The organism is Sedimenticola selenatireducens (genome assembly GCF_963675335.2).
In the GTDB taxonomy this organism is placed as follows: domain Bacteria; phylum Pseudomonadota; class Gammaproteobacteria; order Chromatiales; family Chromatiaceae; genus Sedimenticola; species Sedimenticola selenatireducens.
In genome coordinates this window covers 1,423,221-1,439,750 of record NZ_CAXXYC010000003.1, presented here as the reverse complement: position 1 = coordinate 1,439,750, position 16,530 = coordinate 1,423,221, and the positions used below count along the sequence as shown (strand labels likewise).

At 53.7% G+C, this 16,530-nt stretch carries 14 protein-coding genes; 4 read left to right on the top strand and 10 right to left on the bottom strand.

Translation table 11 applies throughout. The features are described 5' to 3' along the window. The first annotated feature begins 57 nt into the window (after positions 1-57). Positions 58-375 (top strand): DUF1244 domain-containing protein, encoded by a 318-nt coding sequence (locus tag ACHZBF_RS10345; protein WP_029132718.1) that lies wholly within the window; start codon positions 58-60, stop codon positions 373-375. A 104-nt stretch (positions 376-479) separates the two neighbouring features. Continuing rightward, positions 480-1,109 (top strand): hypothetical protein, encoded by a 630-nt coding sequence (locus ACHZBF_RS10340; protein ID WP_037374776.1) that lies wholly within the window; start codon positions 480-482, stop codon positions 1,107-1,109. A 52-nt stretch (positions 1,110-1,161) separates the two neighbouring features. Here ACHZBF_RS10340 and ACHZBF_RS10335 read toward each other — a convergent pair whose 3' ends face one another. From ACHZBF_RS10335 to ACHZBF_RS10295, 9 genes are all read right to left on the bottom strand, one after another. Beyond that, positions 1,162-1,803, bottom strand: coding sequence for a sulfur globule family protein (locus tag ACHZBF_RS10335; protein ID WP_273437399.1), 642 nt, complete (start codon positions 1,801-1,803; stop codon positions 1,162-1,164). A 166-nt stretch (positions 1,804-1,969) separates the two neighbouring features. After that, positions 1,970-2,311: a sulfur globule family protein gene (locus ACHZBF_RS10330; protein ID WP_029132719.1), complete on the bottom strand. Its 342-nt coding sequence runs from the start codon at positions 2,309-2,311 to the stop codon at positions 1,970-1,972. Between the two features lie 174 nt (positions 2,312-2,485). After that, positions 2,486-3,604 carry a hypothetical protein gene (locus ACHZBF_RS10325; RefSeq protein WP_029132720.1) on the bottom strand — a complete coding sequence of 373 codons (1,119 nt, stop codon included), beginning with the start codon at positions 3,602-3,604 and terminating at the stop codon, positions 2,486-2,488. Between the two features lie 14 nt (positions 3,605-3,618). Then, positions 3,619-4,878, bottom strand: coding sequence for a vWA domain-containing protein (locus ACHZBF_RS10320; RefSeq protein WP_321528368.1), 1,260 nt, complete (start codon positions 4,876-4,878; stop codon positions 3,619-3,621). Between the two features lie 23 nt (positions 4,879-4,901). Continuing rightward, positions 4,902-5,948, bottom strand: a complete 1,047-nt coding sequence (locus ACHZBF_RS10315; RefSeq protein ID WP_029132722.1) for an AAA family ATPase — start codon at positions 5,946-5,948, stop codon at positions 4,902-4,904. 148 nt (positions 5,949-6,096) lie between these two features. Beyond that, complete coding sequence (ypfJ, locus tag ACHZBF_RS10310; RefSeq protein WP_029132723.1) at positions 6,097-7,011, bottom strand: KPN_02809 family neutral zinc metallopeptidase; 915 nt, start codon at positions 7,009-7,011, stop codon at positions 6,097-6,099. Between the two features lie 133 nt (positions 7,012-7,144). Continuing rightward, a complete protein-coding gene (locus tag ACHZBF_RS10305; RefSeq protein ID WP_245621679.1) occupies positions 7,145-8,290 on the bottom strand; it encodes a YbfB/YjiJ family MFS transporter in 1,146 nt (381 codons plus the stop codon). A 287-nt stretch (positions 8,291-8,577) separates the two neighbouring features. After that, complete coding sequence (locus tag ACHZBF_RS10300; protein WP_051301899.1) at positions 8,578-10,779, bottom strand: putative bifunctional diguanylate cyclase/phosphodiesterase; 2,202 nt, start codon at positions 10,777-10,779, stop codon at positions 8,578-8,580. A gap of 15 nt (positions 10,780-10,794) precedes the next feature. Beyond that, complete coding sequence (locus ACHZBF_RS10295) at positions 10,795-13,014, bottom strand: HDOD domain-containing protein (RefSeq protein WP_394707567.1); 2,220 nt, start codon at positions 13,012-13,014, stop codon at positions 10,795-10,797. A gap of 65 nt (positions 13,015-13,079) precedes the next feature. On the opposite strand from ACHZBF_RS10295, the gene ACHZBF_RS10290 reads away from it, so the two are divergent. Together ACHZBF_RS10290 and ACHZBF_RS10285 are read left to right on the top strand one after the other, a co-directional pair. Further along, positions 13,080-14,240 carry a P-loop NTPase gene (locus ACHZBF_RS10290; protein ID WP_273437405.1) on the top strand — a complete coding sequence of 387 codons (1,161 nt, stop codon included), beginning with the start codon at positions 13,080-13,082 and terminating at the stop codon, positions 14,238-14,240. A gap of 283 nt (positions 14,241-14,523) precedes the next feature. Beyond that, the gene (locus ACHZBF_RS10285) at positions 14,524-15,603 is read left to right on the top strand and encodes a zinc-binding metallopeptidase family protein (RefSeq protein ID WP_029132726.1); all 1,080 of its coding nucleotides are present in this window, start codon (positions 14,524-14,526) and stop codon (positions 15,601-15,603) included. A gap of 60 nt (positions 15,604-15,663) precedes the next feature. On the opposite strand, the gene ACHZBF_RS10280 is transcribed toward ACHZBF_RS10285, so the two are convergent. Further along, entirely contained in the window at positions 15,664-16,395 is a 732-nt protein-coding gene (locus ACHZBF_RS10280; protein ID WP_029132727.1) for a hypothetical protein, read from the bottom strand. Positions 16,396-16,530 lie beyond the last annotated feature (135 nt).

The window sequence follows — 16,530 nt, the reverse complement described above, 5'->3', positions numbered from 1 at the left end:
TCTGAACAAAGGGTTAGATTAGATCCATATGCAGATGAACCGAGATTGGAGGCGTTTATGAATGAAATGGATAGAATCAAGCTGGAAGCGGCTGCATTCCGTGGTCTGGTAGGTCATCTTCGAGAACGGACCGATGTGCAGAATATCGACATTATGAATCTGGCCGGTTTCTGCAGGAACTGCCTCTCGAAATGGTACAAGGCGGCAGCTGATGCACAGGGTATTTCCATCACCAAGGATGAGGCGCTGGAAGCCATCTATGGTATGCCCTACGATGCCTGGAAGGCGAAATATCAACAGGAGGCCACTCAGGAACAGAAGGATCGGTTCAATCAGACCAAGCCGCTGCATGCCAAAATCAGCGGACATGTTTAACATTACGGTACGGTTACGACCCCGGAGCAAGCTGAATATTACCCGGTCGATATCTATGCCATACTGCCCAGCCAAAGATTGTCCCGGTTCCCGAAGGAAATACCATGACAAAACCGACGCTGGAAGAGATTCTGGGGCGTCTGCAGAAGCTGCAGGCCGAACTGGAAATAGAGATCGACCAACTGCTGAAGGAGAAGCGTCGGCAGTTTCATTATACTCTTGAACAGGGAAAGGTTCGGTTCGAGCAGGGCTTCAAGGCGTTACAACGCCAACAGCGAATCGGACTCTGGCGTTATCTTCTTGGCGCCAGGCTTGCGCACGTGCTCTCTGCACCGATCATCTACAGTGTTATTGTGCCGCTGGCTTTACTGGATCTGATGATCACTCTTTACCAGCATACCTGCTTCAGGATCTATGGTATCCCGCTGGTCCGCCGGTCCGACTATATGAGCGTGGACCGGCTGCAACTCTCCTATCTGAACGCCATCGAAAAGCTGAATTGTCTGTACTGCAGTTATGGCAATGGTGTGGTGGAGTATTGCCGGGAGATCAGCGCGCGCACGGAACAGTACTGGTGCCCGATAAAACATGCGCGGCGTACTCCGGACCCGCATCACCGGGTTGATAAGTTCTTTGACTATGGTGACGCTGACGCCTATAAGCAGAAACTGCAGAGTTTGCGTCGCCAGTGGGAGGAGAGTGCCCCGAAAAATACGCCAGAATCCGGAGGCTGAAGTTGGGGAGGTGCGATACGGGCACGCGGCCCGCACCGCACTTGTTTTTACATTACTGCTGCTTGGCGCGACGTTCCTGCATCGCCTGATGCATTGCCTCGTGCTGGGCTTCCATCTGTTTTTGTGCTTCCGCACGACGGGCTTCCATCTGTTTCTGTGCCTCGGCGCGGCGCTCTTCGCGCTGCTTCTGCATCTCGGCACGCTGTGCCTCCATCTGCTTGATCATCTCTTCCCGCTGGGCGTTCGCCTCGGGATTGTCCGAGTTGAAAGGCGCCATGGGATAGGCAAATGGCGGCTGTCCGGGTGCTGATTGCTGAAACTGGCTGCGCTGGGCTTCCATGGCTTCGCGCATCGCCTGATGCTGGGCCTGCATGGCCTTTTGCTGTTCTTCGGTCATGTAGGCGGGTGGAGGAGCGACAGGTCCATAAGGATGGACACCGGCACCATAAGGTGCGCCATAGCCACCATAGTAGGGGTTACCATAGCCGCCATAGTAGGGGTTACCATAGCCATAACCGTTACCGTGGGTATAGGCATTGCCGCGACCGCGGAAACTCATGTTGAAATCTCCGGAACCGTCACCAAGACCGTTGCCGAATCCATTTCCATTCCAGGGATTGCCGCCCCACCAGGCGCTAGCGGTCATACAGGTTGTGGTCAGGGCAATCGCTACAATTAACTTGGTGATTTTCATTGTATTAACCTTAGTGGGTTGATGACAGAGAAGGGTAGTTCATTTTCCCCGAGTCCTACCTGCGGACTCGGGGAAAATGAAGTTCTGCACAGTTCTTAACGGAACTCTTACAATCGGCACATCCCTGTGCTTGCATCCTTTGATCACATGGTGACCAGATGACCAATTATTGAGCGGCAGGTGCCTGCGGAGCTACTGGTGCGCCTGGTGCCGGGTATCCGTAAGGTGCGCCGTAACCATAAGGAGCTGCACCATAAGGAGCCGCGCCATAAGGAGCACCATAGCCGTAAGGTGCGCCGTAACCACCATAGTAGGGGTTGCCATAGCCATAGCCGTTACCACGGGTATAGGCATTGCTGCGGCCGCTGAAGTTCATGTTGAAATCACCGGTACCGTCTCCCATACCGTTGCCCATTCCATTCCAGGGACCGCCGCCCCACCAGGCAGAAGCAGTGGCGGATGCGGACAACATGGCGACAACAGCAGCAATCTTTGCAAATTTGTTCATGGGTATCTCTCCTGAAAACCTTGATTAAGTATATGTCTTGTTCTGTAAAGCGCTACAGCTCGCCTTAACTGTGAGTAAGAATATAAGAAATTACTAAAATAGTAAACAACTATTTAATAAAAATATTAATAGTATTCAATATCAATGCGTTAGCTGTTGTGTAATGGATGAAGATCAGCCTTGACGTCCCAACAGGCAGGCCAGATGCCGAACCATTGGTTGTGAAACAGGCTGGATTTTTTTTCGCATGACCGACCCTACAGCGTCCGTCAGACTGAGGATAGGCGTAAGGACGCTGTCATCCATATGAGCCAGAAACAGCATGGCGTGTATTTCCGCCCTCAATTCGGGAAGTCTTTTCGATAATTGGAAAAGGGGGCCGTCATTGTCAGCTATCAACGATTCGACCACGCGATCAATTTCACTGATCTCGCGCAGTTCACCGGTGTGGGACCGGGCGCTGGAAAAATAGTTGCCTACGGCTTTGAACAGGCTGCTGACCACGTCCTGGTTGGCCGGACGCGACACCACGTCAATCACCGCATTGGCAAATGTCTGGCCACGACTGTCCAGCAGTTTCTCTATGAGTATGGCGTAGTGATTGCCCTGATCCGTCAACGGTGCTATTGCAGAACGATAGGATTGCAGGTCGTTTCTGGGTGGCAACTGGTCAGGCAGCTCGTCAGGGACTGTTTCCAGGAATCCCACCCGATAGCTCTTCGAGGAGCGTCCCCTGTTCCAAAGCCGCTGTTTGAGATTGTCATCAATCAACCCCGGCTGGAGTACCAGGCGCACAGTTTCCAGCATTTGTTGAGGTTCGGTCTCAAAGGGAAGATGTTCCACCAGAAAGGCAGCCAGTTCCGGCGCCAGCGAACCAGCCGCCACGGCCGGTTGTTCCAGCATTCGTCTGGCATACTCGGCTTGTGGTTCACACCACCAAGCCAATTGGGCGAGTTCATTGGTCAAACCCGGCGAACAGACTACCGCCATGACCGCCTCCGGTTCCGCCAGTTTCAGCAGGCTGGACATCCGGGTGCTTTCAACTTGTCCCATGCGTGTCCAGCGCTGAATAAAAACGGGATAACCGCCGGGGGAGTCAAGTGCGATTCCGGCGAGCAGTTCGCGCACTTTTTTGAGATACCTGTCCGGATTGCCGTCGGGGTGCAGGATAACTCTCAGCTCTTTTTCGCCCTTTTTGCCATATACCTCCATGCTGTTCTCGTTGATACGAATGGCATCGGCGTTGACGGCAAGCACGTTCAGGCGCAGCAGATCTTCGTGTGTCAGTTCCATGTAACCTGCGGTCCTCAATTGAGCTGGATGCGTTGACCCCAGGGGATCTCCGCCTTGCCTTTGATCAGCCAGATCACCGGCATCGCCGGTTCGTGTTCAGGGAAATCGCCCTGGGCATCGGTAAAATAGATCAGCAGGTCGCAGTGGGCATCGTGTTGTGCAACCCACTCAAACACCGGTCTGAAATCGGTGTCGCCACCACCTTTGAACGCATGGGGCAACTGGAGTTGTTCCCAGGGTTCGGCAATCCAGGGGCCGTCAGGGGCCAGGACGGCATCGCAGGCCAGGAGGGTAATACGCGCATTGGCCTGCCCCTTAATGGCGTCGATTTCTGAAATGAACTGGCGCATCTCTTCATGGCTGACAGACCCGCTGGTATCCAGCCCGATCACCACTTTCAATTCGCTGCTGCGCAGACTCGGGAGTATGGCATCGCCCTCCCGGCGTGATGGCCTGGCCCAGTTGTAATCCTCCCGGGCGGTAGCGGTCATGTATTTGGCAAGCAGCATGCGCCAGGGAATTTGCGGTTGCAGCAGGTGGCCGATCATGCGTCCCAGTTCACCGCCCATCTTGCCGGCCTGTATTGCCTGCTGATGCGCGCCGGCCAAACGCTGGGTCCATTGCACGGCCAGTTGTGCCTGCTCAACCGGTGACAGCGGGTCGGGTTGTCTGGCGCCTGTCGGTGATGAGTCTGAAGCAGGCTGGCGGTTTGCCGCCGGTTGTGGTTCCGCCGGCTGTTGCCCGGGCTGATCGGCACTTTTTCCCGAAGGTGGTTGATCTTTCGGGCTGTCTCCGCCGTTACCCGGGCTGCCACCGGGACTGGAGTCGCTCCGATCATAAATGTGGTGATCATGGGTGTTCATCTGATCACTCTCGGCGATGCAAGGGTAAATCTCTTCGGCGGTCATACCCTCAAATTCAACCAGGTGCAGGGCCCCGGGACAGGGCTCCAGCTGTTCGGCGATCAGTAATGGGTTGATCGCCAGATCACAGGCGATATCCCAGCGATATTTATCCCGGTGCATTCTCCTGGCGAAATGGGAGAGCGCGCAGTGCAGTGCTTCATGGGCCAGGACAAACTGGGTCTGTTCCAGGGTCAGGGCATCAATGAAATCGACATTGTAGTAAAAGGCGCGTGCATCCGTCGCGGTAGTCTGACACCAGGAGGGATCTGCTTTGAGCATGGGCAGGCGCAGGACCAGGGCGCCAAGGAACGGTTTGTCCAGAATCAGGCGCGTCCTGGCGGCGCTGAGTTTTGTTTCAATCTCACTCATCGTCTGCCTTTTTCGGCCTTGTGCTACAGATCGTAAAGCATCACATCGGCGACTGCCTCGGCCCAGGGAGCAAACTCTGGTATGCCGAACAGATCCTGACCGATGGCGCGATGCATATCCGAAACCAGCATGATGCCCATCTCCCGTTGGGGGAATCGGCCGGCATATTCGAGAATACGTCCATACACCTTCTGTTCGTTGTCGCTGCCCCGGGCTTTGACGGCCCGCGCGACCAGGGCGGAAGCGACAGCGTACTGCAGGTCTATCTCGTTTGGCACAAGAACCGCTTCACCCTCCAGTATGGCGTCGATATCGGGCAGTTTATCCAGGTTGTTAACAAAGGCCGCCAGCTCGATCCCTGCCGCCGGCCCGACACAGGCCTGCAGGGTATCGCAAAGCAGATCCGGTAATGTGCCGAACTTTTGCAGCCCGCGATGGGCAAATTCCCATGAGCGGGGAGTGGGAAAGGCTACCGGATTGTGGGCGGGATCAAAATCAAATAGCCGCTCGGGGCGGAAGCGCAGAAATGCGATCACCCGTTCATCAATACGGTTATCATAGGCCCAGGCGACCCAGTCATCCAGATGGGTATCCACTTCAAAATGGGTAAACCGGTTGGCCAGTGGAGCCGGCATGGTGTAGGTGACCCCCCGGTCGCCTTGCCTGTTTCCAGCAGCAAAAATGGCCCATCCCTCCGGTACGGAGTATTCGCCCAGACGCCGGTCAAGAATCAATTGATAGGCTGCGGCGGAGACACTCGGTGGTGCGGACGTGATCTCGTCAAGAAACAGGATACCCCGTTCACCCTGTGTGTCGGCATGTGGAAGCAGCGCCGGTTCGGCCCACTCAACGCGTTCACCACTACGGAATGGAATGCCGCGCAGGTCGCTTGGCTCCATCTGCGAGAGGCGTATATCTATTACCGGCACCTGGTGGCGATTACCCACCTGGCTGACCAGTTGTGACTTGCCCACACCGGGTGGTCCCCAGAGCATGACGGGTGTGTGGTGGCCTTGCTCGGTACTCAGGTATTCACGGTCCAGAATGGCCGATATCGCGGCTGGTCGCATGGTACTCCCTTGTTTGAACGGTGGTGCGGGCGGTATTTTCAGCTAATAACCTACCATATAACTGGGAAAAGCAAATAATAAGAGATAGTGATGGCAGCGATTGAATAGTTTATATATTCGCAGTTGTGGGCATCGAGTCATCAGCTCGTTACAGCGTTGCTGCGGAAAATGTATCGCACTCTTTTAATGTGCCGCTTCGAAAGCCCTTGTTGAACCACGCGACGCGCTGGGTCGACCGACCATGGGTAAATGAATCCGGTGTCACATGACCCTGTGATTGTTTCTGCAGGCGGTCGTCTCCTATGGCGCTCGCCGCGGTCAATGCCTCTTCTGCATCGCCTTGTTCCAGCAATTGCCTTGAGCGATCAGCATGATGCGCCCAGATACCGGCAAAACAATCTGCCTGTAGTTCCTGTCGTACCGATAGCTTATTTGCCTCAGTCTGGGAGAGGGAGCGTTTTGCCTGATGTACTTTGTTTGAGATGCCCAGTAGCGTCTGTACGTGATGTCCAACTTCATGTGCAATCACGTAGGCCTGTGCAAAGTCTCCCGGTGCTTTAAAGCGGTTTTTCAGGTCGTTATAAAAACTGAGATCAATATAAACTTTCTGATCGGAAGGGCAGTAGAATGGTCCGGTTGCCGCCTGACCCAAGCCGCACGCGGAGCGCACCGCGCCGCGAAAAAGTATCAGTTTTGGCTCTTTGTAGGAATCACCCATCTGTTTGAATAGCTCGTGCCAGGTTGTTTCGGTGTCAGCCAGGACGACTGAAACAAAACTGACCAGTTCCTCTTCTGCAGCACTTTGCTTGACCGGACCTGATGGCTGTGGGTCAGCAGACTGAATACTGTCTCCACCCAACATGCCGCCGAGATTCCCTGTGAAGATGCCATAGGCGCCGAGCGCCAGGATAGCGACCACGCCACCCTTGAGCCCAAACAGCTTGAAGATCATCGGTAGCAGATTAAGCATGCCACCGCGACCGCCGATTCCACCGACAGAGGGGCCGCGATTGCCTCGTCGATCCTCCACATTGCTGCTCTGTTTCTGACCACGCCAACGCATTGTTCTACTCCAGTTGCCCAGGGTTGAATTCGGCTTTCTGATCAATTACCTGCCAATCTTACCAGCTTCTTGTTTGATGGAAGCGGATCTATACAGATTAATGGTAAACCTTTGTCAAATCAGTCCGGCGGAATCAATTAAATCCCGCCTGTAGTTTTCCGGGTTCCCTGAATGCCAGTAGCAGTATCAGTAGCAGGCCGACACCCATGATAATGGCGGCAAGATAAAGCGAGCCGTTGTAGGTCCCGGATGTTTCAGCCAGGGTACCGGCGAGCGCCGGAGCGGCGATCTGGGCTACGCCATAGCTGAGGGTCAGTTTGCCCATCGGTTTGGCCGGTTTTGTCGGATAGAACTTACCCATCATCGTCAGCATCAGACTGACGATGCCGATAAAGGTGCCGCCATAAAGTGCGGCGCTGAATAGCACCAGAAAGAGATTGGCATCGAACAGGGTAGGTAGGATGATGCCGATGATCTGCAGCGCAAATGCCAATGCCAATGCTTTCAGCTCGCCGGTTTTTCTGGCGATACGATCCCAAATAAAACAGGCAGGTGCCGCCGCCAGTCCGACTGCCAGCCAGGCCAATTCACCGTTTCCCTGCAGTGCGGGTTCGGCTTCCACGATCACCACCAGAAATGTGGCGCTAATAACATAGCCAAAACCGGCACAGAAATAACTGCTGAACAGCAGGATTGTCCAACTGCGAGGGGGAGGTCGGTCTTCCATTTTCACACCGCTGGTAGTGAACGGGCTGCTGTCGGGACGGGGCAGCCATCCCCACGCAGGGATGAACAGGACTAGCCCAATCACCGTCAGAGCCAGCCACTGCTGGTCCCAGCTGAGATGGCTGGCCATCAGGTCAACGGCTACCGCGCTCAAAACGATGCCCAGGCCAATGCCGCTGAAATGAATACCGAGCTCCATTCGGTGGTTATGCCTGATCAGCCAGTTGAGGATCAAACCTGAACCTATAAGCAGTCCGGCAGCGCTGCTCAGGCCGGCCAGAAAACGCATAATACCCCAGAGCCACATGCTTTCGCTGAAGGCCATTCCGGCGGTTGTGACCAGTGCCAGGACCAGGCCGATACGGTAGAGGGTGTCCTTAATCTGCAGATTGCTGATAGAGGCAGCTATCAGTGCGCCCCCCATGTAGCCGAAATAGTTAAAGGTCGCCAGCCATCCGCCGGTGGCATCGCCCAGTCCGGTCTGGGATTGCATGATCGGTAGTAGCGGCGTATAGGCAAAACGCGCAATGCCGAGGGTAAGGATCAGGCTCATGACGCCTGCAAACAGAACTTTGATGTGTGATGGAGAAGGGGACATCGGCATACCTGGATAGTGACGATCCGATAGTATACCCGTCCGGCCATGTGAGTTTATAAAATAGTTGCGTTATAAACCATTTGGAAACAATGGTATAAGCTGTGGGTATTGCGACAGGATGTGTGTATTGGGCCGCGGTGATGGCATTGCATCGTCAGGTGTGAACCGAGGGCTTATTCGGCTGGAGTCGATGACGAAAACTCGCCGGGGTAGTGATGCTCTGTTTGTTAGTGCTGGCGCCGCTACAGATAGCCTTTTTTCAGAAACAGTCCGGCCTGTTCTTTTGGCATGGGTCGACTGAACAGGAAGCCCTGGGCGTGGGGACAGCCGAGCCGCTTGAGCTGCTGATGCTGAATCTCCGTTTCCACCCCTTCCGCTATAATCCCCAGCCCCAGTTCCTTGGCCATGGCGATAATGGCGGTGACGATAGAGTTTCTGCTGCTGGTGGCGCGTATCCCGCTCACAAAGGAGCGGTCAATCTTGAGTGTACTCAGTGGGAGGGATTGCAGGTAGCCCAGTGAGGAGTAACCGATGCCGAAGTCATCAACGGCGATACAGATACCCGCAGCGTGCAATTGCCGCAGTTTATTGATGACCTGATCCATATCCTGGATCAGTACATTCTCTGTGATTTCCAGCTCAAGCGCGGAGCCGGGAATCCCATGTTTGGTCAGAGTATTGAACACCTGATGTTCGAAATCAGCTTGCGCCAACTGTTTTGAAGAGACGTTGACCGCCAGCTTTAGCTGATCATGCCCGGCCTTTCGCCATTTACTCAATTCCGCGCAACCGGCATCCAGCACCCACATGCCGATCTCATTGATCAGGCCGTTCTCTTCCGCTACTGGGATGAACTCCGTGGGGCTGATATTGCCTGCTTCGGGATGCTTCCAGCGTAACAATGCCTCCATTCCGGAAACAATGCCGGACTGCAGGTCGATCTGCGGTTGAAAATAGACCTGTAGTTGCTCTTCATCTATGGCGCGCCGGAGTCCGGTGTCCAGCGAGAGATGCTGGTCGGCCGTCGCTTTCATACTGTTGGAAAAGAACTCGTAGCCATCCTTGCCGTGTCGTTTGACATGATACATGGCGATATCGGCGTGCTTGATCAAAGTGTCCATGGTTTCCCCGTCATCGGGGAACAGTGCTATGCCGATACTAAAGCTGACGAATACCTCAACCCCGTCGATGAAAATGGGCGCTTTCAGGTTGTCCAGGACCTTCTCCACCAAGCGAATGGCGTCGACCCTGCCGGACACTTCAGGTACCAACAGATTGAACTCGTCACCGCCGACTCTGGCCAGGGTATCGCTGTCCCGCAGGCTGTTCCGCAGGCGGTTGGCAACTGTCTGCAGCAACTGATCGCCGGCGACATGACCGAGTGAGTCGTTGATTACCTTGAACCGGTCCATGTCGAGATACATCAGTGCCAGCTGACTGCTGCTCCGCTTGGCCTGGGAAATGGCCAGTCCGAGGCGGTCCCGCAGCAGTGCCCGGTTGGGTAACTGGGTCAACAGGTCGTGATAGAGCTGGAAGTTTATTATCTCTTCTGCCCGTTTGCGCTCACTGATATCCCGCGCGACACCATAGGTTCCGACATAGCATTTTTCACTATTGTTACCGGTGTCGCGATAGATGCCCATTGAGTTCAGCTCGATGGAGACAGAGCGGCTCTCAAAATAACGGCTGGGCTGAGCATTATCCCTGCAGCGCAGTCTGAATTCCACGTTTCGGCTGGCGCGGTCACCGGTGCGACGTTCGGCAAAGGCATATTTTGCCTTCTCTATATCCTCTTCGTGCACCACTTCTGAGTAATGATGTCCAATCAGATCATCTTTCTGGTAATCCAGCAGCTGGCTGATGCGATCATTCACAAAGCAGAAGTAACCTGCCTCATCAAGCATGTAGATGATATCCGGAGAGTTATCGACAATGAAACGATAACGGTATTCGGACGCTTCGAGTCTCTGGTGGACCTGTTTGAAATCCCGTTCCAGGTTACGTTTTTTCAGTACATTTTCAATAATGCCGAGGAGTTCAACCGGATTGTACGGTTTGCGCAGAAAATCGTGGACTCCATGCCTGAGGGCTTCGGTGGCGTTTGCGAAGGTCGCTTCGCCACTGACAATCACCACATCAATGCCGGGGAAGTCGGCTTTAAGCAGTTCCAGAAACTCCAGCCCGGAGATTTCCGGCATGTTCAGATCCAGCAGGACCAGTTCAATGGGTTTCTCACGCAGTATATCCAGCGCAATATGCCCGTTTGCGGCGATAATGCTCGAATGTCCGTAGGCCTGAAGGAGATCACGAACGCTTTCGCGCATGCGAACCTCATCATCCACCACCAGAATCCTGGCCGGTTCATTCTGGGCTGAATTGGTGGTCCTACCGGTTAGCTGGGGCAAAAAGTCGCTCCCCAGCCAGGATTCCGTGGACTTCATCATTGTATCTTCCCCTTGTTACTCGTCCCCTAAACGACGAGGTAGGTGGATGAAGAATTCAGTTCCACCCCCTGAGCGACCTCTACAGCTAATACTCCCTTTCAGCTCATCAATGAGGTTTTTTACAATGGTTAATCCTAAACCTGAGTGGTTATCGCCTTTTGTGCTATCTAACGGGGTAAACAGTTTACCCATGATATCCGGGGGAATACCAGGTCCGCTATCCGCAATGCTCAACTCGACGTATTCCCGTCCCCCGATATTGATATGGTCGTGCGTTCGGATCCAGATTTCTCCACCATCGGCCATCGCCTCGACAGCATTTTTTACCAGATTGGTGACCACCTGTTTGAGGCTTGCCCGGCTGATCTGAATGGCCGGCAGTTTCTTATCCAGTTCCACATGTTCGGTAATCTTGTGGGTCTGGAAGTAGGAGGCCTGAAATATCTCTACCAGATCGCCGATTACTTCGTTGATATCCACCGAGTAGGATGCAACGTGTTGAGGATCGCCGATGTCGCGTAATCGCAAAGCAATATCACCAACCCGCTGAATCTCCTCTTTGATAATTTTCAGGTGGTCGGAAATAGAGGGATCTTCTTTAAATTTAGCAGAAAGTACATGCAGATAATTATTGATTATGCCCAGTGGGTTGTTGATTTCATGGACAATGCTTCTTGCTTCACGCTGGTGCCACTGACGCGTATTTTCTAGTAGATCCTCGGTTCTTCTTTCGATATCACGGTGTGTATGGATATTTCCCGCAGCGGTTGTTGCGAATAGAGGCAGGAAGCTTAAGTGGTGCGCTTGCTGATCCTGCTCCGGCTCAGGTAGTCCTACCGCAATCACTCCAATTCGATGCGAGCCGGTGATCAGTGGAATACAGAGCAGACATTCCCGCTCAAGGGTTCTGGCGAGTTGCCGGTCAATCAGTGAAGCGGGATTTGAACTCAGCGGTCTGATCGGTTCCTGGATTGTTCCTGCTATCAGTGCCTGGGCGACGCGACTCCGGCCTTCGGAAATAGGGATGTTGAATTCCGCAATCAGTGTGTTGCTGACGGCACGGGCAGCGACCCCCTTGAGATGCCGCTTTTCGGTATCAGCGAGGAACAGAATGCTGCGATCCATCCCGAACAGGATATTCAGTTCATCGAGGATCGACCTGAGGAACTCCTGTAAATCCTTTTCATTGCCCGGCTCCAGGTTGATGCCGCTAAGCAGGGCGAATTCACGCACCCGGCGGGCCAGTTCGAGTCGAACATCCTCGGTTTCAACCTGGACCTCAATTCGGCCTTCCACGCCTTTTTCAAGATGAATTCCGAGACCATCGGCCGCCTTATGAACCTGTTGCTCTATATCTTGTTTAAGACTGTCGACGACGGAGGGGGTCAAGCCAAACAGCAGCTCTGCTTCGGCATGGAGGATGTCGCTATCAATGCCCGGATCACTCAGCTTATGGGTGAAGTTGGTCAAGCGTACCAAACGCGGTGCTTCAAGCAGACGATCGGCCGGTTCATTCTGATAGAGCAGGGCATCGCTGAGGAAGGACTCCAGGTCCCATTCGCGCACCACCAGCGCACTGACTTCGTGATAAGCGGCGCCGAACAGTTCACGTTCATGCTCGGTGAGGCTGAGGTCGGAGTGAGGCTTGAGCAGCAGATCACCATAGGCTTCCGGTTGATTGTTGAGAAACACCAGTTGGCCGAGCTTGTGCAGCAAACCGGCCAGATAGGCCTCGTCGGGAAACTCATAGCTGGTCAATGTGGCCAGGGATCTGGCCGCATGGGCACACCAGAGTGATTTGTACCAGACCATACCAAGGCCCTTTCCGGCCTGGACATTGAACTGAGAGAAGAACTGATGCACCGCGGCGTTAATGGCGATGGTTTTAATGTTGTTCAGCCCCAATACCACCAGCAGCCGGTTGAAGTCCCTGTCATCGTTCCATTGTGCGTAGGCGGCGGAGTTGCAGACGGCGGTGATCTTGGCGGTGAGAGCGACATCCTGCTGAATTATTTCTGCCAGATCCTGAAAACTGACGTCGACTTGATGGCAGGCTTCGATTAATCTGAGCAATACCTGCGGGACAGAGGGAAGTCTGCCCAGATTGAGTTTTTCGATGCTGACAAGTGGTGCCTCATTCATGACATCACATCCTGCACCAATTATTAACCATAAGTCAATGACATAGAAAGGAATTCTGTACAATTTCTGGACAAATGAGAGCGACAAAAGCAACTATTCACGATACCTTTGGCGGATCAGTGGGAATAAAAAGCCAAAAATGTGATGCAATTAACAGAATGGTTGTGATCGCCAGCGGCAAAGGTGGTGTCGGTAAAAGTACGCTCTCCGCCAATCTCGGTGTTGCTTTAGGGCAGATGAAAAGGCGGGTCTGCCTGTTCGATGCGGATACCAATCTGGCGAATATCAATATCCTGTTTGGCATTAACCCCCTGCAAACGCTGCGCGAATATGTCAATGGACATAAGCGCCTTGACGAGATTCTGTTGCCGGTTTCCGACCACCTGCGGATCGTTCCAGCCGCCAGTGGAATCGCCGAGTTCCTTGAGTTGGTGCCCCAGCAGCAGGAGCGTCTGCTGAGTGGCCTGAGGGATATTGAGCGGCAAAATGATGTGATTCTGGTCGATTCGGCGGCTGGTGTTGGTACCGGTCAACTCAACTTCTTTCTGGCGGCCGCCTGTCCGGTGTTGGTCATTACGCCGGAGCCGACCTCACTGACGGATGCCTTTTCGTTCTTGAAGATGGCCAAGCGGTACGGATTTAGTGGAACTGCCTATATCGTGGTCAACATGGTATCTGATCTGCACGCCGCGAGAACCGCCTTCAAACGGTTTAAGCAGGCCACGGAACAGTATCTGCAGCTGCAGGTAGGCTATCTGGGTTACGTGCTGCAGGATCATCATGTTCAGGCTTCGATAAGGAAACAGCAGCCGGTTATGCTCAGCAAGCCGGAGTGTCTGGCCAGTCGCTGTATCCGTGTGATCGCCGAACGACTGATCCGGTTGCTGGAGAATCAAGGCCGGGATTCGGAGACGTTCAGCGACTATCTGCGTGAGATGAATCAACCCTTCGGAATCGGCTTGCAGCAAGCAGGGCAGAGTGCCCTGGATGAGGTCGCAGCGGATCAGGATGCCGATTGGCAAAAACAGGCCTTGTTTCATCTTCAAGTGATGGATAAGGACGTAGCCCGCGCGTTTATTCGGCGCGCCGTGAGCGAATGGACGATTAGGCATAATGCGGATGAAGCGGAGCTATTTTCAGATCCGGATCAAACCAGGCCGCAGGAGTCGGTATCCCGCCAGGCAACCGCGATACAGGGTGCTACCACTGCGGATAGCGTCAGGCCGTCACTTCACATCTTCCGGGATTCAGTTGCCAAGAGCCCATACGCGGCAGCCGTCCAGTTTGCCGAGCTGTTGGCTCGGGTTGAGAAGTGGTAACAAACCTGTAAAGAATCCGCCAGCAGGACATGGGAAAGACTCTGTCCCGGTTACGTACTCGCTGGTTTGGCCTGGCAGATCGCTCTGTAGATGCTCCCGATGTGAGATGTACTGAATAGATTCACTCCAGCAATGCATGACCTGACATTCAACAAGCAACCGGAATTTGGCCATCGGGTAAGATAGTCGGTGGGTGCCGTTTTCTTCATGGTTGCGCCCGTTTTGGCTGAACCTTGGGCAGCATTTAATATACTCTGGGCAATGTCGCGACTAGAATGGACTTATGAAAACCTACACCTGCCAGTGTGGTGCCCGTCTGCACTTTGAAAATTCCCTGTGCGTGAGTTGTGGACATGAGCTGGGATTTCTGCCGGACTTGCGCACGCTAACCGCACTCAAACCGGTCGGCGAAGCAGTTTGGCTGGCCATGGCTAACGATCGCCGTTATAGAAAATGCCGGAACTATGATCAACACCATGTCTGCAACTGGATGGTAGCGGAGGCGGACAGCCATGCTTACTGCTTCTCTTGCCGTCTCTCCGAGATTATTCCCGACCTGAGTAATCCGGATAATCTCAAGCTCTGGGGTTTGATCGAGCAGGCCAAACGACGACTGCTATACAGTCTGTTGTGGCTGGAGTTGCCCATTGTCAACCGGGAGGAGAATCCACAATTCGGCCTGGCCTTTCACTTGATGGAGGATCAGGGCTATTCCGAGTTCGCACAGGAAATGCCATTGCAGGATACGGTTTTTACCGGACATAAAAGCGGTGTTATCACCCTGAATATCGCCGAGGCGAATCCGGTAGCCCGCGAGCAGACACGCGCGCATGTGAATGAAAGTTACCGGACCCTGCTGGGTCACTTCCGGCATGAATCGGGGCACTACTACTGGGATGTCCTGCTGCGAAATTCACCGCATATCGAAGAGTTTCGCGCGCTGTTCGGCGATGAGCGTATCGGTTATGGTGACGTGATGCAGGGATACTACGCCAATGGCCCGGTGGCGAATTGGCAGACCAACTGGATCAGTGGCTACGCCAGCGCCCACTCCTGGGAGGATTGGGCAGAGACCTGGGCACATTATCTGCACATGATCGACAGCATGGAGACCGCCAACGATTACGGTTTTGATCTGGGTAATACCGGCCAGCATACAGCAAAGTCACAACAGTTCAATGCCGAGTATCTGTCATCGGTTTCTATCAATGATCTGGTGAATGAGTGGAGTAATTTTACCGTTGCCCTGAATGATATGAATCGCAGCATGGGATTGCCGGACGCCTATCCTTTTGTGTTGACTGACTTCATTATAAGAAAACTCGCCTTTGTGCATGCCATCGTGATCAGTAAAGGGCAGTAGAAGTCCGCGCGGCTTGCACGGATGCCCCACTCCACGGTTACTGTTCAGCGCGTGATTTTTTCATTCCCAGTCAAACTTTGGGAGGCGCGTAAACGCCCGTTTGAGTCCTTCATTCCACGATTTCTGCAGTGATTTGTAATAGGGTGAAGCGAGTTTCAGAGATGACTGTCTTGGCTCCTCCAGGCTGTCCCCGATATACATCGATAGTTCGAATGGCGGACCCACGGAAATATTGCTGCGCATGGTTGAATCCAGCGACACCAGTGCGCAGCGGGCTGCGTTGTTCAGCGATGAATCCATGGTAATCACGCGATCAAGTATGGGCTTGCCGTATTTGTTTTCTCCAATCTGCAGATAGGGTGTTTCAGCAGAGGCGCTGATGTAATTGCCTTCTGGATAGATCAGGTAAATGTCATGTTCCTGACCCTTTAGCTGACCGCCCAGGATAAAACTGGCACCGGCACTGCCGCCGCTTTTTTCGATCGCAGGGCCATGATGATGCTGCTCTTTCTGACTGAGATCACCGACATAGTCGGCGACATCGAAGAGATGCTTTGCCTTTAACAGATTGAACTTGGCCTTGGGGTCGTCAAGGTCACGCTGGACGGCGTTGACCACCGCTTGGGTTGTGGCCAGATTGCCCGCGGACAGCAGCACGATTATGCGGTCCCCGGCCCAGAAAAAACGGTGCATTTTAGAGCAGGTGCGAATGTAATCGACCCCGGCATTGCTACGTGAATCGGATGCAAACACAATGCCTTCATTGACACTGATTGCAAGACAGTAGGTCATTCTTTACTCCAGGCGGTAGGTCCAGATTGGACTAGAATAGTAACAGATACTTGGCTTTTACTAACGGGATTTCGCTTGGCCATCCTTTCTGAACTACGGTATGGTGGACCAAAGTGAGCAACTGATTGCAGACAC